Origin of the sequence: Pseudomonas cichorii (assembly GCF_018343775.1) — a bacterium.
GTDB classification, from domain to species: domain Bacteria; phylum Pseudomonadota; class Gammaproteobacteria; order Pseudomonadales; family Pseudomonadaceae; genus Aquipseudomonas; species Aquipseudomonas cichorii.
Genome location: NZ_CP074349.1, coordinates 4388870 through 4407899, shown reverse-complemented (window position 1 = coordinate 4407899; position 19030 = coordinate 4388870). Strand labels below are relative to the sequence as shown.

General features: G+C 57.7%; 20 protein-coding genes. 9 read left to right on the top strand and 11 right to left on the bottom strand.

Features of this window, described 5'->3' with window-relative positions:
• Positions 1-73 precede the first annotated feature (73 nt).
• Positions 74-406: a ComEA family DNA-binding protein gene (locus tag KGD89_RS18650; RefSeq protein ID WP_025261282.1), complete on the top strand. Its 333-nt coding sequence runs from the start codon at positions 74-76 to the stop codon at positions 404-406.
• Positions 407-493: 87 nt separating this feature from the next.
• Here KGD89_RS18650 and KGD89_RS18645 read toward each other — a convergent pair whose 3' ends face one another.
• Together KGD89_RS18645 and KGD89_RS18640 are read right to left on the bottom strand one after the other, a co-directional pair.
• A complete protein-coding gene (locus KGD89_RS18645; RefSeq protein ID WP_025261281.1) occupies positions 494-1060 on the bottom strand; it encodes a TetR/AcrR family transcriptional regulator in 567 nt (188 codons plus the stop codon).
• A gap of 224 nt (positions 1061-1284) precedes the next feature.
• The gene (locus tag KGD89_RS18640) at positions 1285-1821 is read right to left on the bottom strand and encodes an RNA polymerase factor sigma-70 (protein WP_025261280.1); all 537 of its coding nucleotides are present in this window, start codon (positions 1819-1821) and stop codon (positions 1285-1287) included.
• A 256-nt stretch (positions 1822-2077) separates the two neighbouring features.
• Here KGD89_RS18640 and KGD89_RS18635 point away from each other — a divergent pair, with 256 nt between their 5' ends.
• Complete coding sequence (locus KGD89_RS18635) at positions 2078-3568, top strand: DASS family sodium-coupled anion symporter (protein WP_025261279.1); 1491 nt, start codon at positions 2078-2080, stop codon at positions 3566-3568.
• 205 nt (positions 3569-3773) lie between these two features.
• A complete protein-coding gene (locus KGD89_RS18630) occupies positions 3774-5051 on the top strand; it encodes an aromatic amino acid transport family protein (protein WP_025261278.1) in 1278 nt (425 codons plus the stop codon).
• Between the two features lie 80 nt (positions 5052-5131).
• Here KGD89_RS18630 and KGD89_RS18625 read toward each other — a convergent pair whose 3' ends face one another.
• From KGD89_RS18625 to KGD89_RS18610, 4 genes are all read right to left on the bottom strand, one after another.
• Positions 5132-5671, bottom strand: a complete 540-nt coding sequence (locus tag KGD89_RS18625; RefSeq protein WP_025261277.1) for a PaaI family thioesterase — start codon at positions 5669-5671, stop codon at positions 5132-5134.
• Positions 5672-5927: 256 nt separating this feature from the next.
• Positions 5928-6134, bottom strand: a complete 207-nt coding sequence (locus KGD89_RS18620) for a hypothetical protein (protein ID WP_025261276.1) — start codon at positions 6132-6134, stop codon at positions 5928-5930.
• Positions 6135-6244: 110 nt separating this feature from the next.
• Positions 6245-6727 (bottom strand): GreA/GreB family elongation factor, encoded by a 483-nt coding sequence (locus KGD89_RS18615; RefSeq protein ID WP_025261275.1) that lies wholly within the window; start codon positions 6725-6727, stop codon positions 6245-6247.
• Positions 6728-6730: 3 nt separating this feature from the next.
• On the bottom strand, positions 6731-7117 hold the full coding sequence (locus KGD89_RS18610; protein ID WP_025261274.1) for a hypothetical protein: 387 nt from the start codon (positions 7115-7117) through the stop codon (positions 6731-6733).
• Between the two features lie 117 nt (positions 7118-7234).
• Here KGD89_RS18610 and earP point away from each other — a divergent pair, with 117 nt between their 5' ends.
• Together earP and KGD89_RS18600 are read left to right on the top strand one after the other, a co-directional pair.
• A complete protein-coding gene (gene earP, locus KGD89_RS18605; RefSeq protein WP_025261273.1) occupies positions 7235-8368 on the top strand; it encodes an elongation factor P maturation arginine rhamnosyltransferase EarP in 1134 nt (377 codons plus the stop codon).
• Positions 8369-8467: 99 nt separating this feature from the next.
• Complete coding sequence (locus tag KGD89_RS18600) at positions 8468-9037, top strand: elongation factor P (RefSeq protein ID WP_025261272.1); 570 nt, start codon at positions 8468-8470, stop codon at positions 9035-9037.
• Between the two features lie 66 nt (positions 9038-9103).
• Here KGD89_RS18600 and KGD89_RS18595 read toward each other — a convergent pair whose 3' ends face one another.
• The 3 genes from KGD89_RS18595 to KGD89_RS18585 form a co-directional block, all read right to left on the bottom strand.
• Positions 9104-10123, bottom strand: coding sequence for an alpha/beta hydrolase (locus tag KGD89_RS18595; RefSeq protein WP_025261271.1), 1020 nt, complete (start codon positions 10121-10123; stop codon positions 9104-9106).
• 25 nt (positions 10124-10148) lie between these two features.
• A complete protein-coding gene (locus tag KGD89_RS18590; protein WP_025261270.1) occupies positions 10149-10568 on the bottom strand; it encodes an organic hydroperoxide resistance protein in 420 nt (139 codons plus the stop codon).
• 241 nt (positions 10569-10809) lie between these two features.
• Positions 10810-11283, bottom strand: coding sequence for a MarR family winged helix-turn-helix transcriptional regulator (locus tag KGD89_RS18585; RefSeq protein WP_025261269.1), 474 nt, complete (start codon positions 11281-11283; stop codon positions 10810-10812).
• Positions 11284-11475: 192 nt separating this feature from the next.
• Between KGD89_RS18585 and KGD89_RS18580 the strand changes: the two genes are divergently transcribed.
• Both KGD89_RS18580 and KGD89_RS18575 read left to right on the top strand, forming a co-directional pair.
• Positions 11476-12222 (top strand): sulfite exporter TauE/SafE family protein, encoded by a 747-nt coding sequence (locus KGD89_RS18580; RefSeq protein ID WP_025261268.1) that lies wholly within the window; start codon positions 11476-11478, stop codon positions 12220-12222.
• Positions 12223-12285: 63 nt separating this feature from the next.
• Positions 12286-13452, top strand: coding sequence for a winged helix-turn-helix domain-containing protein (locus KGD89_RS18575; RefSeq protein ID WP_038400553.1), 1167 nt, complete (start codon positions 12286-12288; stop codon positions 13450-13452).
• Between the two features lie 204 nt (positions 13453-13656).
• On the opposite strand, the gene KGD89_RS18570 is transcribed toward KGD89_RS18575, so the two are convergent.
• On the bottom strand, positions 13657-15003 hold the full coding sequence (locus KGD89_RS18570) for a class II 3-deoxy-7-phosphoheptulonate synthase (protein ID WP_025261267.1): 1347 nt from the start codon (positions 15001-15003) through the stop codon (positions 13657-13659).
• Positions 15004-15164: 161 nt separating this feature from the next.
• Here KGD89_RS18570 and KGD89_RS18565 point away from each other — a divergent pair, with 161 nt between their 5' ends.
• Positions 15165-15926, top strand: coding sequence for a spermidine synthase (locus KGD89_RS18565; RefSeq protein WP_025261266.1), 762 nt, complete (start codon positions 15165-15167; stop codon positions 15924-15926).
• Positions 15927-16341: 415 nt separating this feature from the next.
• The gene (locus KGD89_RS18560; protein WP_176767536.1) at positions 16342-18045 is read left to right on the top strand and encodes a DEAD/DEAH box helicase; all 1704 of its coding nucleotides are present in this window, start codon (positions 16342-16344) and stop codon (positions 18043-18045) included.
• A 72-nt stretch (positions 18046-18117) separates the two neighbouring features.
• Here the strand turns inward: KGD89_RS18560 and KGD89_RS18555 are convergent, their stop codons facing one another.
• On the bottom strand, positions 18118-18885 hold the full coding sequence (locus tag KGD89_RS18555; protein ID WP_025261264.1) for a DODA-type extradiol aromatic ring-opening family dioxygenase: 768 nt from the start codon (positions 18883-18885) through the stop codon (positions 18118-18120).
• Between the last annotated feature and the right edge of the window lie 145 nt (positions 18886-19030).

Genomic DNA, 19030 nt, shown 5'->3' with positions numbered 1-19030 from the left:
ATCGATAACGAGTGGTTTAGATTGCGAGGGCAGTATTTGGAATGCTGCCTTTGAATCTTATGGAGCGTTATCTATGCGAACTGATCTTTTTTCCACGTTACTCTTTGCCTTGCTTACCAGTTTTTCGGTTGCCGTTACGGCTGCACCGACTGGCCAGATGATGACTGACAACATGGCCCCTCATTCTGTTGCCAAGGAGCAGAAGAGCGATAGGGTCAATATCAATCAGGCCGATGCAGAAACATTGCAGAAAGCACTTACGGGTATTGGCAAGAATAAAGCCATGGCAATAGTTGCCTATCGGGAAACCAACGGGGCATTCGCATCAGTTGAAGAACTGATCGAAGTAAAAGGTATTGGCAAGGCGATTCTGGACAAGAATCGTGACAAGTTGACGGTCGAGTGATATCGCCTTGAAAGTTCGGCCCGGTGCCGGGCTTTCATCCTCTGCACGGGAATATTCTCGTGCAGCTTCAAAGCCTTTGGGCTGCCATCAACGAAGTTCTTTTATTTCCTGTTTGAGTCTGGCGTTGGTGCTGCTGAGAATCTGCTCCGACAATTCGCTGCTCTGGGTGCTGCGTGCCAGGATCAGAGCGCCAACCAGTGTTGAAATCATGCTGATGCTTCTTTCCTGGGTGTTTTCCCCTGGCAATGCCTGGGCAAAGGCCGACGTCAGGTGAAGAATGATTTCATCGGTGATCAGGCTGGGTTTACCTGTCTGCCCAAGTTCTGCACAAATGTTTGGCAGGGGGCAGCCTGATTCGGGGGTGTCGCGGTGTTCAGCCGAGAGGTACAGGTCAATGAGGCCCGACATCGGGTCTTCCAGGGCGAAGAACTTGCTGATTGTTTCTTCCGCTTCTTGCGCGGCGCAGCGCAGCGCCTGCTCTACGAGGTCATCCTTGGATTTGAAATGGGCATAGAAGCCGCCATGAGTCAGGCCCAGCGCTTTCATCAAGGGCTGCAGGCCTGTGGCACCAATACCGTCACGGCGAAACCGCGCAGACGCTTCCTTGATGATGCGCTCATGGGTTTGGGCTTTGTGATCCAGGGCATAACGCATGCGGTGAGCCTCCCGACTATGGCTCGTAAATTGTTACTGCGTATTTTCACATGGATAGGTTAATCGATGCAGCGATGATTTCTTAAATCGCATTTACAGTATCCGGGTCTTAGACACATTCCGTAATGCAAGTTCCAGACGAGCTCATGCTACGTCTTTTTGCGCAAGGTAGAACCTGCCGATCGGCATACTACGAAAGGATGATACCGCCCGTCAGAGCGGTATCACGGGGACGGGGTTGGCGGGTCCTGGCGTGAAACCTTGCGGCAATGGATCAATGCATCGCGAATCATGAAATTGACCAGCGTTGGCGACACACCCAGTTCCTGGGCGATCTCTTTTTGCGGTACGCCGTGCAGACGGTACATCTCGAATGCGTAGCGGGTGCGGCTGGGCAACTGCGCCAAGGCGTCTGCGATGTGCTCCAGGGTCACAAAATTGATGTGTGAGATTTCGGGGGATGCACCGTGCACAACCACATTCAACCCCTCTTCTTCGCTACCCGAGTACTTTTGCTCCAGCGCCTGCTTGCGATAGTGATCAATGGCCAGGTTGCGCACGATCTGAAACAGGTAACTGAGCTGGGCCTTGATCGACGAAGAGATTTCAGGGGCTGACTGCAGACGGAAGAATGCATCCTGCACGACATCTTCTGCGCGGGAGGTGCAGCCGGTGATGCGGGTGGCAACTTTGACCAGGATCGTACGGTTGTCGACGAAGGCCTGGAGCAGGGGGGTATCACAGGTTAGTCGTTCCGGCATGTAAATCACCTGGCAGCAATAGAGGTTGCAGGGAAGCCCCGACATATCGCGCAACAAATTAGTGTGGATGATAATCATTGTCAATTGTAGGTGGTAACTAATTTCAGATATCTGACATTCGTTGTTTTCTCTGGCCATCTGATTGCGGCTTGACCGATATCAAGGGCATGAGGCCGGTCCGTGCCCAGAATGGCCGTGACCGTAGCGCTTGCCTGTACGAGCGTGCATTTCGATGGAATGAGACACAGGAATCAGCATGAACCTGTCTGTAGAGACGCCTGAAACACCGCCGGGCAAGGTGAAAATTCCCATGGGCCTGTTGATCGGTGTTCTGGTCATGGTCGGCGTGCTGTTTTTGCCTATGCCCGATGACTTGCCGGTTGCGGGCCACCGGATGCTGGCGATTCTGGCTTTTGCCGTCGTGGTATGGATCACCGAGGCTGTTTCCTACGAAGCCAGTGCCATCATGATCACTTCACTGATTGCGTTTCTGATTGGCTCGGCGCCTACCTTGCAAGACCCTTCGGTGCTGTATGGGTCATCGACCGCCATTACGATGGCCCTGAGCGGGTTTTCCAATTCGGCACTGGCGCTGGTGACCGGTGCGCTCTTTCTTGCCGCCGCCATGACCCATACCGGGCTGGATCGGCGTATCGCGCTGGTGACCTTGTCGCGAATCGGTACCAGCACTCGCCGGATCATGATCGGCGCCATTGCCGTGACGATCCTGCTCAGTCTTGTGGTGCCCAGCGCAACGGCGCGCAGTGCCTGTGTTGTGCCCATCATGATGGGCGTGATTGCAGCATTTGGTGTCGACAAACGCTCGAATATCGCGGCAGCGATCATGATCATCGTTGCCCAGGGCACCAGTGTCTGGAACATCGGCATACAGACGGCGGCGGCACAGAATCTCCTGACCGCAGGTTTCATGGACAAGATGCTCGGTGAACGGGTTTCCTGGATCGACTGGCTGATCGCCGGTGCGCCCTGGGCATTGATCATGTCGGGCGTTCTGGTTCTGCTGGTCCTCAAGCTGCTGCCGCCTGAAAGCGACAGCATCCCCGGAGGTAAGGAAGCGGTTGCACAGTCGTTGGCCGACATAGGCCCGATGACCGGAGCCCAGAAGCGGCTGCTGAGCGTTTCCGTAATGTTGCTGCTGTTCTGGTCGACCGAGGGCAAGCTGCACAGTTTCGATACCACCTCCACCACCTATGCGGGTCTGGTGATTCTGCTGTTGCCGCGTTGGGGCGTCATGACCTGGAAGGATGTGCAGTCCCGCATTCCCTGGGGAACCGTGATCGTATTCGGCGTCGGTATCAGCCTGGGGACTGCCTTGCTGACGACCCAGGCCGGTCAATGGCTCGGTGGCCAGGTCGTGAGCAGAACCGGGCTCGACCAACTCGGCTCCCTGGGGATTTTCGCCATTCTGGGCGCTTTCCTGATTCTGATTCACCTGGGGTTTGCCAGCGCAACGGCCTTGACCTCGGCCTTGTTGCCGATCCTGATCGCGGTGCTGCAAACCCTGCCCGGAGACTTCAACCGGCTGGGCATGACCATGCTGTTGGGGTTTGTGGTCAGTTACGGTTTCATCCTGCCTATCAATGCGCCGCAGAACATGGTCTGCCTGGGGACGGAAACCTTCGATGCCCGGCAATTCGCCAGGGTAGGCATCCCGATGACCCTGATTGGCTATGCCCTGATGCTGGTGTTCGGCATGACCTACTGGAAGTGGCTGGGCTGGATGTAGTGCGGTACATATCCGGGACAGCTCGGGGTGGTCTCGAAAATCTTTATGGATTTGCCCGTGACTATTGAGCGTTCGGTCTGATAACTCTTTGATTTCTCTCCGTGATCCCTGACAATCGCGCCCCCTGTTTCGGGAGGGGCCTTTGACTGCCAAGTTGCGACACGCCCCTCCCGATTTGAATAACCGGCCACGGAGACCAGACCGGATGAATGATCAGGCCAACGGCGTCGTAGAACGCCTGGATACAGAACACGCGAGCGTAGCTGCGTGGAGTCGTCACGATACAACCTGGATGCTGGGACTGTTTGGTACCGCTATCGGTGCTGGCACTCTGTTTCTGCCGATCAACGCAGGCATCGGTGGTTTCTGGCCGCTGCTGGCACTGGCATTGCTGGCTTTCCCCATGACGTTTTATGCGCACCGTGGCCTGACTCGTTTCGTCTTGTCCGGACGCGACGGGGCGGATATCACCGAGGTGGTCGAGCAGCATTTCGGCAAGAGCGCCGGGGCAATGATCACGCTGCTGTATTTCTTCGCGATCTTCCCGATCCTGCTGATCTACAGCGTGGCGTTGACCAATACGGTCACCAGTTTTCTCGAACACCAGTTGCATGTACCGGCTCCGCCGCGAGCGCTGCTTGCCTTCGTGATGATTCTGGGCCTGCTGCTGGTCGTGCGTTGTGGCGAGCGACTGATCGTCAAGGCCATGAGCCTGATGGTGTATCCGTTCATCGTGGCGCTGCTGTTCCTGTCGGTGTACCTGATTCCGCACTGGACCGGCGGCATCCTGAGCACGGCGACCACCTTGCCTGAGCCATCGGCGTTCCTGCCAGCTCTGTGGCTGGCGATTCCGGTAATGGTGTTCTCCTTCAACCACACCCCGATCATCTCGGCTTTTGCCGTGGATCAGAAGCGTCTGCACGGCAAGAATGCAGAAGTGCGCAGTTCGCAGATCCTGGCCCGCGCTCACGGTCTGATGGTGGTGATGGTGCTGTTCTTCGTGTTCAGTTGCGTGCTGACCCTGTCGCCGGCACAACTGGCTGAAGCCAAGGCGCAGAACATTTCGATCCTGTCCTACCTGGCCAACCATTTCAGCAACCCGACCATTGCTTTTGTTGCACCGCTGATTGCTTTCGTGGCCATCGCCAAATCCTTCCTGGGTCACTACATCGGTGCCAGTGAAGGCCTGAAAGGTCTGATCGTGAAAACCGGTCGTCGTCCGGCGCCTCGCACGCTGGACCGCATGACCGCCGGTTTCATGCTGGTGGTGTGCTGGCTGGTGGCGACACTCAACCCAAGCATCCTGGGTATGATCGAAACCCTGGGCGGTCCGATCATCTCGGCGTTGCTGTTCCTGATGCCCATGTATGCGATCCGCAAGGTTCCTGCCATGCGCCAGTACTCGGGCAAGCTGTCCAACGTGTTTGTGGTGATGGCCGGTATCGTAGCGATTACCGCGCTGGTCTACTCGTTGATGCAGTAAGCAATCGACCTTCCACAGAGTCTGCCCTGACTCTGTGGAAGGCTCGCCTCTCTCTTCCCGATCCCCGGGATGCGACGAACCTACCGGTTCATGTCCAGAATCATGCAGGTCGTGCTGGCGGTTGCGTACAGGCGATCATCCACGTCATACAAACGTCCTTCGGCCAGCGCCGTCGAACGCCCCAGATGAATGACCTTGCCTTCGGCACGCACTGGCCCGACCTTGTCGCTCAAGGCACGAACATAGCTGACCCGTAAATCGAGGGTGGTATAACCCTGGCCCTTCTTGAGCCGGGTATGGATTGCGCAGCCCATGCATGAGTCCAGCAGGGTCGCGGCATATCCGCCATGTACAGTGCCGAGCGGGTTGTAGTGTCGGCTGTCGGGAGTCCCTTGAAAGATGAACAGCCCGGGCAGCCACTGCAACGGGATGAAGTCCATCAGATCGCCAATCGGAGGGGAGGGGAATTCGCCCCGGCCGATACCCTCCAGAAAATCGACAGGTTCCAGTGCGGCCACTTCGGCAAGGCTTGTGGTGCCCACCGGGCCAAGGCGCGCCCGCATGTACCTTTCTTCCTCATGCCACAAGGCAAGTTTTTCATCACGCGATAGGTTTTGCATGGCGCTTTACTCCTGGATGGCACTGGGATTGGCAAAAAATATTATTGTCATAATATTTGTTGATTGCGATCGTAATGTAAAGTGCGCAAAAGGATGGCGCCTGTCTGGGCAAGGGCATCAGGAGACGGAGCAGCAGGAGAGGGCTGTAACGCGCGCGTACAGAGGTTCGCTATCGGGGCTTCACGAAAGATGAATGCCCCAAATGCGCAGTGCAGTGCTGCCTGATGTCAGGCAGAGTCATGGACGGGCTGGCGGTTTAGTCCACCGGCTCCGGATACAGAGGTTTGGACAGGTGCATGATACTCGCGTAGTCATACACATACTGGCGTCCTGCATGGCTGGTCGAACGCAATTGATCGATCAACAGCCTCTCTTTCTTGTTCAAATACCTCAACGCCGGTTCTTCGCTGGACTTCAGGCGATCACGTTCATGGGCGTCAGGAAAGGCGACGACGTTCGTCATGAAATATCTCCTTGATTGAGTCCTTGCTTGCTGCGATGTAGTCCCTGAGTAACAACGGTTTACATTACCCACAAAAGCTCTGGGCGGGAACCCTGAAAATGATGGGCGTGTCACACAGCCTGAGTGACTTCGAAGGATTGACGGTTGCCATTGATGATGATTTCGACACTGTCGCCTTCGAATTTGCCCAACAGATTCTGCCCCAGAGGAGCACGAGCCGTGATCACGGTAATCGGCTGATTGTCTGAATTGACCTTCAGGCCGGCCGCATCCGGACCGATGAACAGGTATTGCTCCTGGCCATTCAAGGCTTCAAGGGCAACCAGATCACCCGTCTGAATGCCGCGTGTTTCATCGAATGGCTTGAGTGTCCAGCTCTGGTAAAGCGTCAGTGACTGGCGTATCTCCTCGACACGTCGTGCCTGGCCTGCTGCCAGGTATGAGGCCTCCAGGCCCAAGGTGTCGTATTTGTTTTCTGCGATGTTTTCTTCGTGGGTTGCGGTTTCATAAGCCGTCTGCGCGGCACGCAGAGCGATATCCAGATCGATTTTCAATCTGTCGATAATCTGTTGCAGGACATCTGCCTTGTTCATGGGTTATCCGCAGTATTGATTGATGCCCGCACGGCTTTTTTCGCTGGGGGCCGTGCGGTCTTGCTGCATCCAGAAGTCGCATTTCGAGCGACTGAAGTTTTTCTGCTGCTGTTCCTGCGCCTGTTCGCGGGCCTGACGGGCTTCGCTTTCACGCAGGCTCTGCTCGTACTTCTGGAACATCGTGTTTTCCGGCTCGACCTGGGGCGCTGCGGGTGCCCGCAACTGGGCCGCGGCCTTTTCCAGTACTTGTGTCTGTGCCGGGGGCAGGTTCTTGTAGAACACAAAGCCTGTCAGAACCACTGCCATCGCTCCCAGCCAGATGCCCAGCGCGATGCAGAGAATCAGTTTCAGGGAAACATACAGTTCGCGACGATTCGGATAGGACGGCATGGCTCTGGACTCCAGGCGTGGGCGACAGTGGCAATTGTGCCATGGCTGGCGCTGGTGGAAACCTGTTGTTCTGGAGGACAATCAGCGTTTTTCGAAATCCAGCCTCAGGGAGCCGGGATGAAAGCCTCTTGGGACATTTTTTGTAGCGTCGTCGACAACTATGGTGACGTCGGCGTGACCTGGCGCCTGGCCCGCCAACTGGTGGCCGAGCATGATCTGAATGTGCGTCTGTGGATCGATGACCTGTCGGCGTTCGTTCGCCTGCATCCCCAGGCAAGTACCGAAGCGGCGCAGCAGTGGCAGGAGGGCGTGAGCATCTGTCACTGGCCTGAATGCTGGGTGGCCACTGATGTTGCGGATGTGGTGATCGAGGCCTTCGCCTGCCGCCTGCCGCCTGCTTACACCGAAGCGATGTTGCCGCGCTCGCCACGGCCTGTGTGGTTGAACCTGGACTATCTCAGCGCCGAAGAGTGGGTCACCGGCTGCCACGGCCTGCCTTCTTTGCAGTCCAGTGGTTTGAAGAAGGTCTTTTTTTTTCCCGGCTTCCGCGAGACGACCGGCGGCCTGCTGCGTGAGCACGCGCTGATCGAACAGCGCCAGGCTTTTCAGCAAGACAGATCGGCGCAGCAAGGATTCCTGCAGCAACTGGGTATCGAGCCCTGTGCCGGTGCTCGCCTGATCTCGGTGTTCGCCTATGAGAACCCCGGTATTGGCAGCTGGCTCGAACTGTTGGCCAAGGATGAGCGGCCGACTCATTTGCTGGTGCCTGAAGGTCGCGTGCTGGGCGACATCCAGCGCTGGCTTGAAACCGATGCCTTGCAGGCGGGCGCCTTGCAAAAGCGTGGCGCCCTCAGCATCCAGGTCTTGCCGTTCGTCAGGCAGCAGGACTATGACCGGTTGCTCTGGTGCTGTGATTTCAATGTCGTGCGGGGCGAGGATTCGTTCGTGCGGGCCCAATGGGCCGGGCGTCCGATGCTGTGGCACATCTATCAGCAGGAGGGCGATGCCCATCTGCCCAAGCTTGATGCCTTTCTGGAGCTCTATCTCGCCGGGCTTTCGCCCGAGGCCGGGCACGCACTGAATGAGCTGTGGCAGGGCTGGGATGCCGGTCGTGATCTCGCTGCAAGCTGGCAGGCGCTGGGCGTTCACTGGGCAGAGCTCGAAAAACATGCCGGTCGCTGGTGTCTGGAACAGGCCTCGCAAACCGATCTTGCCGCGGCGCTGGTACAGTTTTGTCGAAATTCGCTATGATACGCGGCCTTGATATCAGGCTCTGTACGAAAAGTGCCTGCGCAGGCTATTTCTCGTACAGAGCCTTTGGCTATTTCAATCCAAATTCGGATATATGCAATGAAAACTGGTAAAGAGCTGAAACCCGGTACCGTGATCCGTATCGACAACGATCCTTGGCTGGTCCAGAAGGCCGAGTTCACCAAGTCCGGTCGTAACAGCGCAATCATGAAGACCAAGCTGAAGAACCTGCTGACCGGTTACAAGACTGAAACCGTATACAGCGCCGACGACAAGCTGGACGACGTGATCCTGGATCGTAAAGAAGCCACCCTGTCTTTCATCAGCGGTGACTCCTACACGTTCATGGACACCACTGACTACACCATGTACGAGCTGAACGCTGAAGACATCGAAGCCGTTCTGCCATTCGTCGAAGAAGGCATGACCGACGTCTGCGAAGCCGTGTTCTTTGAAGAGCGTCTGGTTTCCGTAGAGCTGCCGACCACCATCGTTCGTCAGATCGACTACACCGAAGGTTCTGCTCGTGGCGACACTTCGGGCAAGGTCATGAAGCCTGCCAAACTGAAAAACGGTACCGAGCTGAGCGTTGCTGACTTCATCGAAATCGGCGACATGATCGAGATCGATACCCGTGACGGCGGTTCCTACAAAGGCCGTGCCAAATAAGCATGGTCTTGTAACCCCGATACGCAAAAAACCCGCAGCGATGCGGGTTTTTTGTGTCTGCCAGTTTTACTTCAGATGCGTTTTCAGCTCCTGAGATGCCTGCAACATCGCTGAACGGACAGCAGGAACCTGGCTGACCACGTTGAGCAGGCCGTAGTCGTGAATCATGCCGTTGTAACGTACTGCCGTGACCGCCACACCTGCCTGATCCAGCTTGCGGGCATAGGCTTCACCCTCGTCGCGTAGCACGTCGGCACTTGCCGTTTGCACCAGTGCTGGTGGCAGGCCTTTCAACTGATCGATGGAGGCACGCAGTGGCGAGGCATAGATCTCGTTACGTTGTGCGGCATCGGTGGTGTAGTTGTCCCAGAACCACTTCATCATGTTACGGGTCAGGAAGTGTCCTTCGGCGTACTGGTCATAGGAACCCGTATCAAATTTCGCATCCGTGACAGGCCACAGCAGCACCTGATACCTGAGCGCTGGAGTGCCTTTGTCCTTGGCCATCAGGGCAACCACTGCCGCCATGTTACCGCCGACACTGTTACCCGCAACGGCCAGGCGCTTGCCATCGACATTGATTTCCTTGCCATGCTCGGCGACCCACTTGGTCGCCGCATACGCCTGGTTGATCGCAGTCGGGTAATGCGCCTCCGGCGATGGCGTGTAGTTGACGAACACGGCCACAGCTCCCGAACCCTCTACCAGGTCACGAACCAGGCGTTCGTGGGTCGGAAAATCCCCCAGTACCCAGCCGCCACCGTGGAAGAACATGAAAACCGGCAAGGTCCCCTTCACACCGGCAGGACGCACGATGTTCAGGCTGATGGACTGGCCGTCCACCTTGATGGTTTTCTCGCTGACTTCGGCCTTGGGCAGTGTCAGCTTGACCCCGGCTTGAGCTCCGACCAATACCGCACGGGCCTCTTTGGGCGACAACTGTTCTATGGGCTTTCCGGTGCCTGAGTTCAAGGCATCCAGAAAGGCCTGGGTGTTGTGCTCAATGTCTGTGCTGCCAGTTGCAAAGGCGCTGCCAACGGACAGTGCCAGAAGAGTACCGGTCAAGACCTTGCTGAAGGTTTTCATGTTCGACTCCTGTGCTGGGCGGTTTTTAGACGGTTACATGCAGGCGCACGTCGACATTGCCGCGGGTAGCGTTGGAGTAAGGGCAGACCTGGTGAGCGGCATCGACCAGTTGCTGGGCATCGGCTTGTTCCAGGCCCGGCAGGCTGATGTGCAGGTCAATGTCCAGACCGAAGCCGCCCGGAATCTGACCAATGCCGACATGGGCGGTGATCGAGGCGTCAGCCGGAATGCTGCGTTTGCTCTGGCCGGCGACGAATTTCAGGGCGCCGATGAAGCAGGCCGAGTAACCGGCAGCAAACAGTTGCTCGGGGTTGGTGGCTTCGCCGCCTGCACCGCCGAGCTCTTTGGGGGTCGCCAGTTTGACGTCGAGGATCTTGTCGCTGGAAACGGCACGACCGTCACGGCCACCGGTAGCGGTTGCAACAGCAGTGTAGAGAGTGTTCATGGCATTACCTCGCAGGTTGGTTGATTGTTCGCAATAATTTTGTGCGCTAACTAAGTGGTTGTAAATTTATAACGCAAATATTTAGCGCGCAAGTTAATTGTTGGGAATCTGAAATTCCCGCCCCTTGAGAAATGACTGTGCGGATTTTTTCAGCTATTTAAATCTATTTAAAACAATGGCTTGAAAGGATTTACCGTTCGTCGGAAGAGCCCTGCAGGGCATGAGAGCGCTTGCCGTCAGCCTACAGGCTGTCCTGCAGATGGGTACGAAGGTCCAGCAACGCGCTCTGCAGCACGCGCAGCTTGTCCAGCGTCAGGCCACTTGAGGAGAGGATGCAGCCAGGAACATCTCTGGCTTTTTGTTGGAGGGCACGGCCTTGTTCTGTCAGGTGCAGCAGGACCACGCGCTCGTCTTCCTTGCTGCGGGTACGGCTGATGAAACCTTCGGCTTCCAGACGTTTGAGCAGTGGCGTCAATGAGCCGGGATCGGTCAGCAGGCGTGTGCTGACATCGCCGACGGTCAAACCGTCTTTTTCCCACAGCACCATCATGGCCAGATACTGCGGATAGGTGAGTCCCAGCGCCTGGAGCAAAGGTTTGTAGACCTTGGTCATCATCAGCGAGGTGGAGTAGAGGGCGAAACACAGTTGGTTATCCAGCAGCAACGAGTCGCAATCGGCAGAAGTCTCGGGTTCAAGACGGTCTTCGGCATTCATGGGCGGTCCTCGTGAGTGGTGGCGTTCATCTAATTTAGTGTCGTGATCTTTAATGCGCCAGATAAATCCGGGCGTTCACGGGTACAGGATACGAGTCGTTGAGTGACCATGCACGATATGTTGCTACTGGCCGTATGCCAGCGGGACAAGACTGCGTAGCATTCACTCCTGTGGGCTGACTGGGGACGTGGTGTGATTGAAGTTGTGATGTTTGTGCTGATGGGGGCCGCGATGGGTACCCTGGGTGGGCTGTTCGGGATTGGTGGTGGTCTGGTCGCGATCCCGGCACTGGGGGTTTTGTTCGGTCTCGATCAGCAACTGGCGCAGGGGACTGCACTGCTGATGGTGTTGCCCAATGTCCTGCTGGCCTTGTGGCGTTATAACCAGCGTAACCGTGTGTTGTTGCGCAATGCGTTGATGCTCATTGTTCCAAGCTTCTTTCTGGCATGGCTCACGTCCTTGCTGGCGGTCAGGGTCGATCCACAGCACATGCGTCTCGGGTTTGTGGTTTTCCTGATCCTGCTGACGATTTTCAACCTCGCCCAGATGTTCTCGCGCAAGGGCCAGGCCAGTGGGCAGTTGCGTCACGTCAACTGGCTATGGCTGCTGGGTGCAGGCTCTGGCGTCACCGGCGGGTTATTCGGGGTTGGCGGTGGAGTGGTTGCCACGCCGATCCTCACCAGCGTATTTGGTGCAACTCAGGTGGTTGCCCAGGGCCTGGCACTGACTCTGGCGGTGCCGAGCACGGCGATTACCTTGTTCACCTATGCGCTGCATGATCATGTGAACTGGTCCATGGGGATTCCTCTTGCGATTGGTGGCCTGGCCAGTGTGAGTTGGGGCGTAAGGCTCGCGCATTCGATGCCAGAGCGCCTGCTGCGTTACCTGTTTTGCCTGTTTCTGGTGCTCTGTGCCGTGATCCTGATGTTCAAGCTCTAGCGCTAATCGCTGACAGAGCGTCGCATTATCGGCTAGCGTTGCAGGCTCGCTCGGGAGTATCGAATGTCTGCAGAACTGTCCCTCAAGCAAGCACGTCGTCTGACACTGGCCGCTCAGGGTTTCACGGGGCGCCAGCCGCCAGCCATCATCAAGGCCAGCCATGTCACGCAATTGATCCGGCGGCTCGGCGTATTGCAGATCGATTCGGTCAATGCCCTCGTGCGTTCTCACTACCTGCCGCTGTATTCACGGCTGGGCAATTATTCGCAAACGCTGCTGGATCAGGCTGCCTGGAGCCAGGGACGACATCGCACCTTGTTCGAGTATTGGGGGCACGAGGCGTCGCTGCTGCCCATCGAACTTTACCCGCTGATGCGCTGGCGAATGCAGCGTGCCGCCCAGGGCGAAGGTATCTATCAGCAACTGGCGCGCTTTGGTCGTGAGCAGCAACCGGTTATTGAAAGGGTCTTGCAGGCTGTTCGCGACCGGGGCGCGTTGGGGGCTGGCAGCCTCAGCTCTCGGCAGGAACGCGCAGGTCCCTGGTGGGACTGGAGTGCGGAAAAGCTGGCGCTGGAATGGTTGTTTGCCGCTGGAGAGGTGACGGTGGCAGGACGTCGTGGTTTCGAGCGTTTGTATGATTTGCCGGAGCGAGTGCTTCCCGCAGCAACTCTCAATCATGCGCAAATCGATGAAGCTCAGGCTCAGCGTGGTCTGTTGCTGCACGCGGTAAAAGCCTTGGGCGTCGGTACGGAAAAGGACCTGCGGGATTATTTCCGTCAGGATCCGCTACCCAGTCGTCTGGCTCTGGCGGAACTGGTCGAGATGGGCGCGTTGCAACGGGTCAGGGTTGAAGGCTGGAAGCAGCCTGCGTTCTGTCTGCCGGATATCCCGCCGCCTCGGAAAGTGTCGGCCAGCGCCTTGCTGTCGCCATTCGACTCACTGATCTGGGAGCGTGCGCGCACCGAGCGGCTGTTCGACTTCCGCTATCGCCTGGAGATCTACACCCCACAGCACAAACGGGTCTACGGCTATTACGTCTTGCCGTTCCTTCACAACGAGCGTATCGCCGCGCGGGTCGACCTTCGTTCCGAGCGGGCGTCAGGTTGTCTGGCGGTGCATGCCGTGCATGAAGAGGAGCGCGGACTGGACGAGGAAGGCAGGGAAGCGTTGACCCGAAACCTGCGCCAGTTGGCCGACTGGCTGGGGCTTCCAGATATACGAATGGAGTAATGCCGATCAGTTAAGGCCATGAATTACTTTGTGGGAGGCAGCTTGCTGGCGATTTCAGCGCACAGACGCAGGATACCTGCTGGATCAGAGGCCTTTTCGCCAGCAAGCTGCTTCCGCGTACCTTAACTGATCGGCATTGAATGGTAGGAGCGACTACAGTCGCGAACATCGGTCATTCGCGAATGAATTCGCTCCTACGGTTTTTCAGCGTTTCACTTGCTTTAACGTCTCGGCAATCAGAAACGCCAGCTCCAGGGACTGATCGGCATTCATCCGTGGGTCGCAATGGGTGTGGTAACGGTCCGATAACCCGTCTTCGGTAATCGGACGTGCGCCGCCGATGCATTCGGTGACGTTCTGGCCGGTCATTTCGATATGGATACCGCCTGCATAAGTACCTTCGGCCTGATGCACCTGGAAGAACTGTTTCACTTCCCCAAGAATCTGCGCAAAGTCACGGGTCTTGTAGCCGCTGCTGGCCTTGATGGTATTGCCATGCATGGGGTCGGAACTCCACAGCACCTTGCGGCCTTCCCGCTCCACGGCCCGGATCAGTTGTGGCAAGTGCTCGCCGACCTTGTTCGCGCCCATGCGGGCGATGAGGTTCAGGCGGCCCGGGTCGTTGTCCGGGTTGAGGATGTCGATCAGGCGAATAAGGTCATCGGTGTCCATGCTCGGGCCGACCTTGACCCCGATCGGGTTATTGACTCCGCGCAGGAATTCAACGTGGGCGCCATCCAGTTGCCGGGTGCGGTCGCCGATCCACAGCATGTGGGCCGAGCAGTCGTAGTAGTCGTTGGTCAGGCTGTCGCGGCGCACGAAGGCTTCTTCGTAGTTCAGCAACAAGGCTTCGTGTGCGGTGAAGAAGCTCGTTTCCCGCAGTTGTGGCGAGCTGTCCATGCCGCAGGCACGCATGAATGCCAGGGTTTCGTCGATGCGATCAGCCAGTTGGCTGTACTTCTGCGCCAGTGCCGAGTTGGCAATGAAGTCCAGGTTCCACTGATGGACCTGATGCAGATCGGCAAAACCGCCCTGGGCAAAAGCTCGCAACAGGTTCAGGGTGGCCGTGGACTGGTGATACGCCTGCAGAAGACGCTCCGGGTCCGGCACACGGCTTTTTTCGTCGAAACCGATGGCGTTGACGATGTCGCCACGATAGGCCGGCAATGTCACGCCATCGATGGTTTCGTCGTTGGAGGAACGCGGTTTGGCGAATTGTCCGGCCATGCGCCCGACCTTGACCACCGGGCAGCCGGCGGCAAAGGTCATCACCACGGCCATCTGCAACAGCACTTTAAAGGTGTCGCGGATCTTCGCCGCCGAAAACTCCATGAAGCTTTCGGCGCAATCGCCTCCTTGCAGCAGGAAGGCACGGCCTTGGGAGACTTCGGCAAACTGGCGACGCAGGTCCCGGGCTTCACCGGCGAACACCAGTGGCGGATAGCTGGCCAGGCGTTGTTCGACTTCTGCCAGATGTGCAGCGTCAGGGTATCGGGGTTGTTGCTGAATAGGTAATGCCCGCCAGCTGTCGGGGCTCCAGGGTTGGCTCATTGTTGGCTCTTGGGGATGTGCAATCGAATCCGCATGGTAACAGTTCATTGTCGAGCTGCGAGCGAGTGGGGGACAAGCTGGCTCGATAGTTGTGACAAATGCTCTCGCTTGGCTGACAATTCGCCCTTTGCGCTCGGCGCGATGGCCAACCGGGAAAGGTGATGACTGAAGAGCGTGAGCGCGAAGAACGGATTCTTGCCGAAGTCCATGATGACTTCGGGATGATTCGCGTCCTTGAGGTGGATGATTATCGCTTCCTCGAATTTGGCGATGCCATCGAACAGAGTTGTACCTTCACGGCCGACCCCAGTTGGCTGGAGTACGACTACACCCGGGCCATGTTGATCGGCGCCTTGTGCCATGAAGCGCCCGAGAGCGCACTGTTTCTCGGATTGGGTGCCGGAACCCTGACTCAGGCCTGCATGAAGTTTCTGCCTCTGGAGGACGTGGAAGTCATCGAGTTGCGCCCGGATGTTCCGCGTCTGGCAATCGAGTACATGGGGCTCGATGATGATCCGCGTCTTTATATACGCATCGGCGATGCCCTCGAACTGCTCGACAGCGCCGAAACGGCCGATCTGATTTTCGTCGACCTCTATACCGATGTCGGGCCGGGAGCTGGGCATCTGGCGTGGAGTTTTCTCCAGAGCTGCCAGCAGCGCCTCAACCCTGGCGGCTGGCTGATCATCAACCAGTGGGCCACCGATGACGGCAAGCCTTTGGGGGCGGCGTTGCTGCGCGGGCTTTATCACAGGCATTACTGGGAACTGCCGGTGAAGGAGGGCAATGTCATCCTCATTGTCCCGGCCGATCTGGAACAGACCCTGAATGTGGAGTCGCTGACCTCGCGTGCCGAAGTGCTTGCGCCGCAACTGGGTTACTCCTTGCTGCCTTTGATCAGGGATATTCGTTCAGCGACCTGAGGGGCGACAAGAGGGTGTGGCGAGAGGGTGGAGTGAGACATTTCGCCGCACCGTGCAGGGCGCAACCCTATTCATATGCATGAAAGAGTGAAACGTTTAAGTGATTACCCCCGTAATACCGGGCTCTCAAGGCATTGCGGCCGGTTTGGCCGCTTGCGAGATGCCTGCAAACTCCGTTTCAACCGCCAATATTTTGTAAAAAAACCCTCACTTTCCAACGTAATTCCGGTATAGTGCGCGCCGGCCTTAAGAGGCCCTCGTCAGGTATTGCAGTTACCCGAAGCCTGCTTCGGTAACTTGTCCGCATTGCGGACTATTCTTGACGATCCATTCATCAATACGTTTTCGCAAATCCCCGCCGACAAAGCAGCCAGGGTGACCTCAAGGTCGTACACGGCACGCGCAGCTTTGAAGCATGGGTCTTTGCGGATGCACCAGAGGCAGACCCATGACCCAGGAAATCGGCGGCTTCGCCGCTCTCGACCTTCATCCGAGTATTGTTGCAGCCGTCATCGCGACCGGCTACGAAGAGCCTTCGGCCATTCAGCATCAATCCATCCCGATTATTCTTGCCGGCCACGACATGATCGGCCAGGCGCAGACCGGTACCGGTAAAACCGCCGCGTTCGCCCTGCCAATCCTGCATCGTATCGATCCGAGCAAGCGTGAGCCGCAAGCACTGATTCTCGCTCCAACCCGCGAGCTGGCACTGCAGGTTGCCACCGCGTTTGAAACTTACGCCAAGCAGATGCCAGGCGTTACCGTCGTTGCCGTTTACGGTGGTGCACCCATGGGCCCACAGCTCAAGGCCATCCGCAATGGCGCGCAGATCGTTGTCGCCACGCCGGGTCGTCTGTGCGATCACCTGCGCCGTGACGAAAAAGTCCTGGCTACCGTGAACCACCTGGTTCTCGACGAAGCGGACGAAATGCTCAAGCTGGGCTTCATGGATGACCTGGAAGTCATCTTCAAGGCCATGCCGGAAAGCCGTCAGACCGTTCTGTTCTCGGCTACCCTGCCGCAGTCGATCCGTGCAATCGCCGAACGCCATCTGCGCGATCCGAAGCACGTCAAGATCCAGACCAAGACCCAGACCGTTACCGCGATCGAGCAGGCTCACCTGCTGGTTCACGCTGACCAGAAGACGTCTGCCGTACTGAGCCTGCTGGAAGTCGAGGATTTCGACGCCCTGATCATGTTCGTCCGTACCAAGCAGGCGACCCTGGATCTGGCAAGCGCCCTGGAAGCCAAAGGCTACAAGGCTGCTGCATTGAACGGCGATATCGCCCAGAACCAGCGTGAGCGCGTAATCGACTCCCTCAAGGATGGCCGTCTGGACATCGTTGTGGCGACCGACGTTGCTGCCCGTGGTCTCGACGTTCCGCGCATCACTCACGTGTTCAACGTTGACATGCCTTACGATCCTGAGTCCTACGTTCACCGTATCGGTCGTACCGGCCGTGCCGGTCGCGAAGGTCGTGCACTGCTGCTGGTGACTCCACGTGAGCGCCGCATGCTGCAAGTGATCGAGCGTGTGACTGGCCAGAAAGTCGTGGAAGTCCGCCTGCCGGATTCCCAGGCCGTTCTGGATGCCCGCATCAAGAAACTGACCAACAGCCTGTCGCCGCTGGTTGCCGATGCAGAAGCGAGCCATGGCGATCTGCTTGATCGTCTGACTGCCGATATCGGTTGCACGCCGCGTGCCCTGGCTGCGGCCCTGCTGCGCAAGGCCACCAATGGTCAGGCTCTGACCTTGTCTGCCATCGAGCGTGAGCGTCCACTGGTTCCGAACAACGCTCCGCGTGCTGATCGTGGCGAGCGTAGCGATCGCGGTGACCGTCCAGAGCGCGAGCGTCGTGCTCCGATGCCTCTGGCCGAAGGTCGTGCTCGTTGCCGTACCGCGCTGGGTGCGCGTGATGGTATCGCTGCCAAGAACCTGCTGGGTGCAATCCTCAACGAAGGCGGCCTGGCCCGCGAAGCGATCGGCCGTATCCAGGTTCGTGACAGCTTCAGCCTGGTCGAGCTGCCGGAAGATGGTCTTGAGCGTCTGCTGACCAAGCTCAAGGACACCCGCGTTGCTGGCAAGCAGTTGAAGCTGCGTCGCTATCGCGAAGACTGATCGACTCTTGAGTTGATCGTCAGATAAAAAAATCCCCGACTGGTTCGGGGATTTTTTTTGCTCGGGATTTGCTCAGTCGAAGCGGTAGATATCCATGCCCAGTGCGCCCATGGTGAAGCCCTGATACGCAATGCTGAATTTGCCGCCAGCTCCGCGAGCGAAATACAGGGGCAACAGGTGCTCATCGCTCGGATGGCTGCGCACGGCATGGGGTGCCAGGGTCCGGTAATTGTGCAGTGCAGACTCGTCGTTGCTTTCCAGCCGTTCGATCATCCAGTCTCGAAATGCTTTCGCCCAGGGCTCGATACTTTCAGGGCCGGCATTCCAGTCCAGTTCGCGCAGGTTATGGGTAATACTGCCGGAGCCTATGATCAGCACGCCCTGTTCGCGCAGGCTGGCGAGTGCCTGGCCGACGCGAGTCTGCAGGGCAGGGCCCTGGCGGCTTGGCAGGGAAACCTGCACCACCGGGATATCGGCTTGTGGATACATCAACGACAGTGGTACCCACACGCCGTGGTCAAAAGGGCGTCGGCTGTCTGTTCGGGCGGGCAATCCGTTTGCGGCCAGCAGTTCGACCACTTCAGCGGTCAGCTTCGGCAAACCCCTTGCAGGATATTGGACGGCGAACAGAGCGGCCGGGAAGCCGCCGAAGTCATGCCAGGTTTCCGGTTGCGGGTTGCCATTGACGATCAGCTCGTTGCTTTCCCAATGGGCTGAAACAATCACGATGGCCTTGGGGGCAGGCATTTCACTCGCCAGGCGGGCCAGCGCCGGACCGCTTTCGCCGGGTTCCAGGGCCAGCATGGGCGAGCCGTGGGAGATGAACAGGCTGGGAAACATGATGAGGTCCTGAGTGTCTGGGATGCGCTTATCTTGGGGCAGGGCATTGATCGGAATCCAATATAAGTTCTTAGGTATTCTGATCGAAATTCCTGAAGCGTTGCCGGGGCGTCAATCAGGCAGGCACAAAAAAGGGCGACTCGCG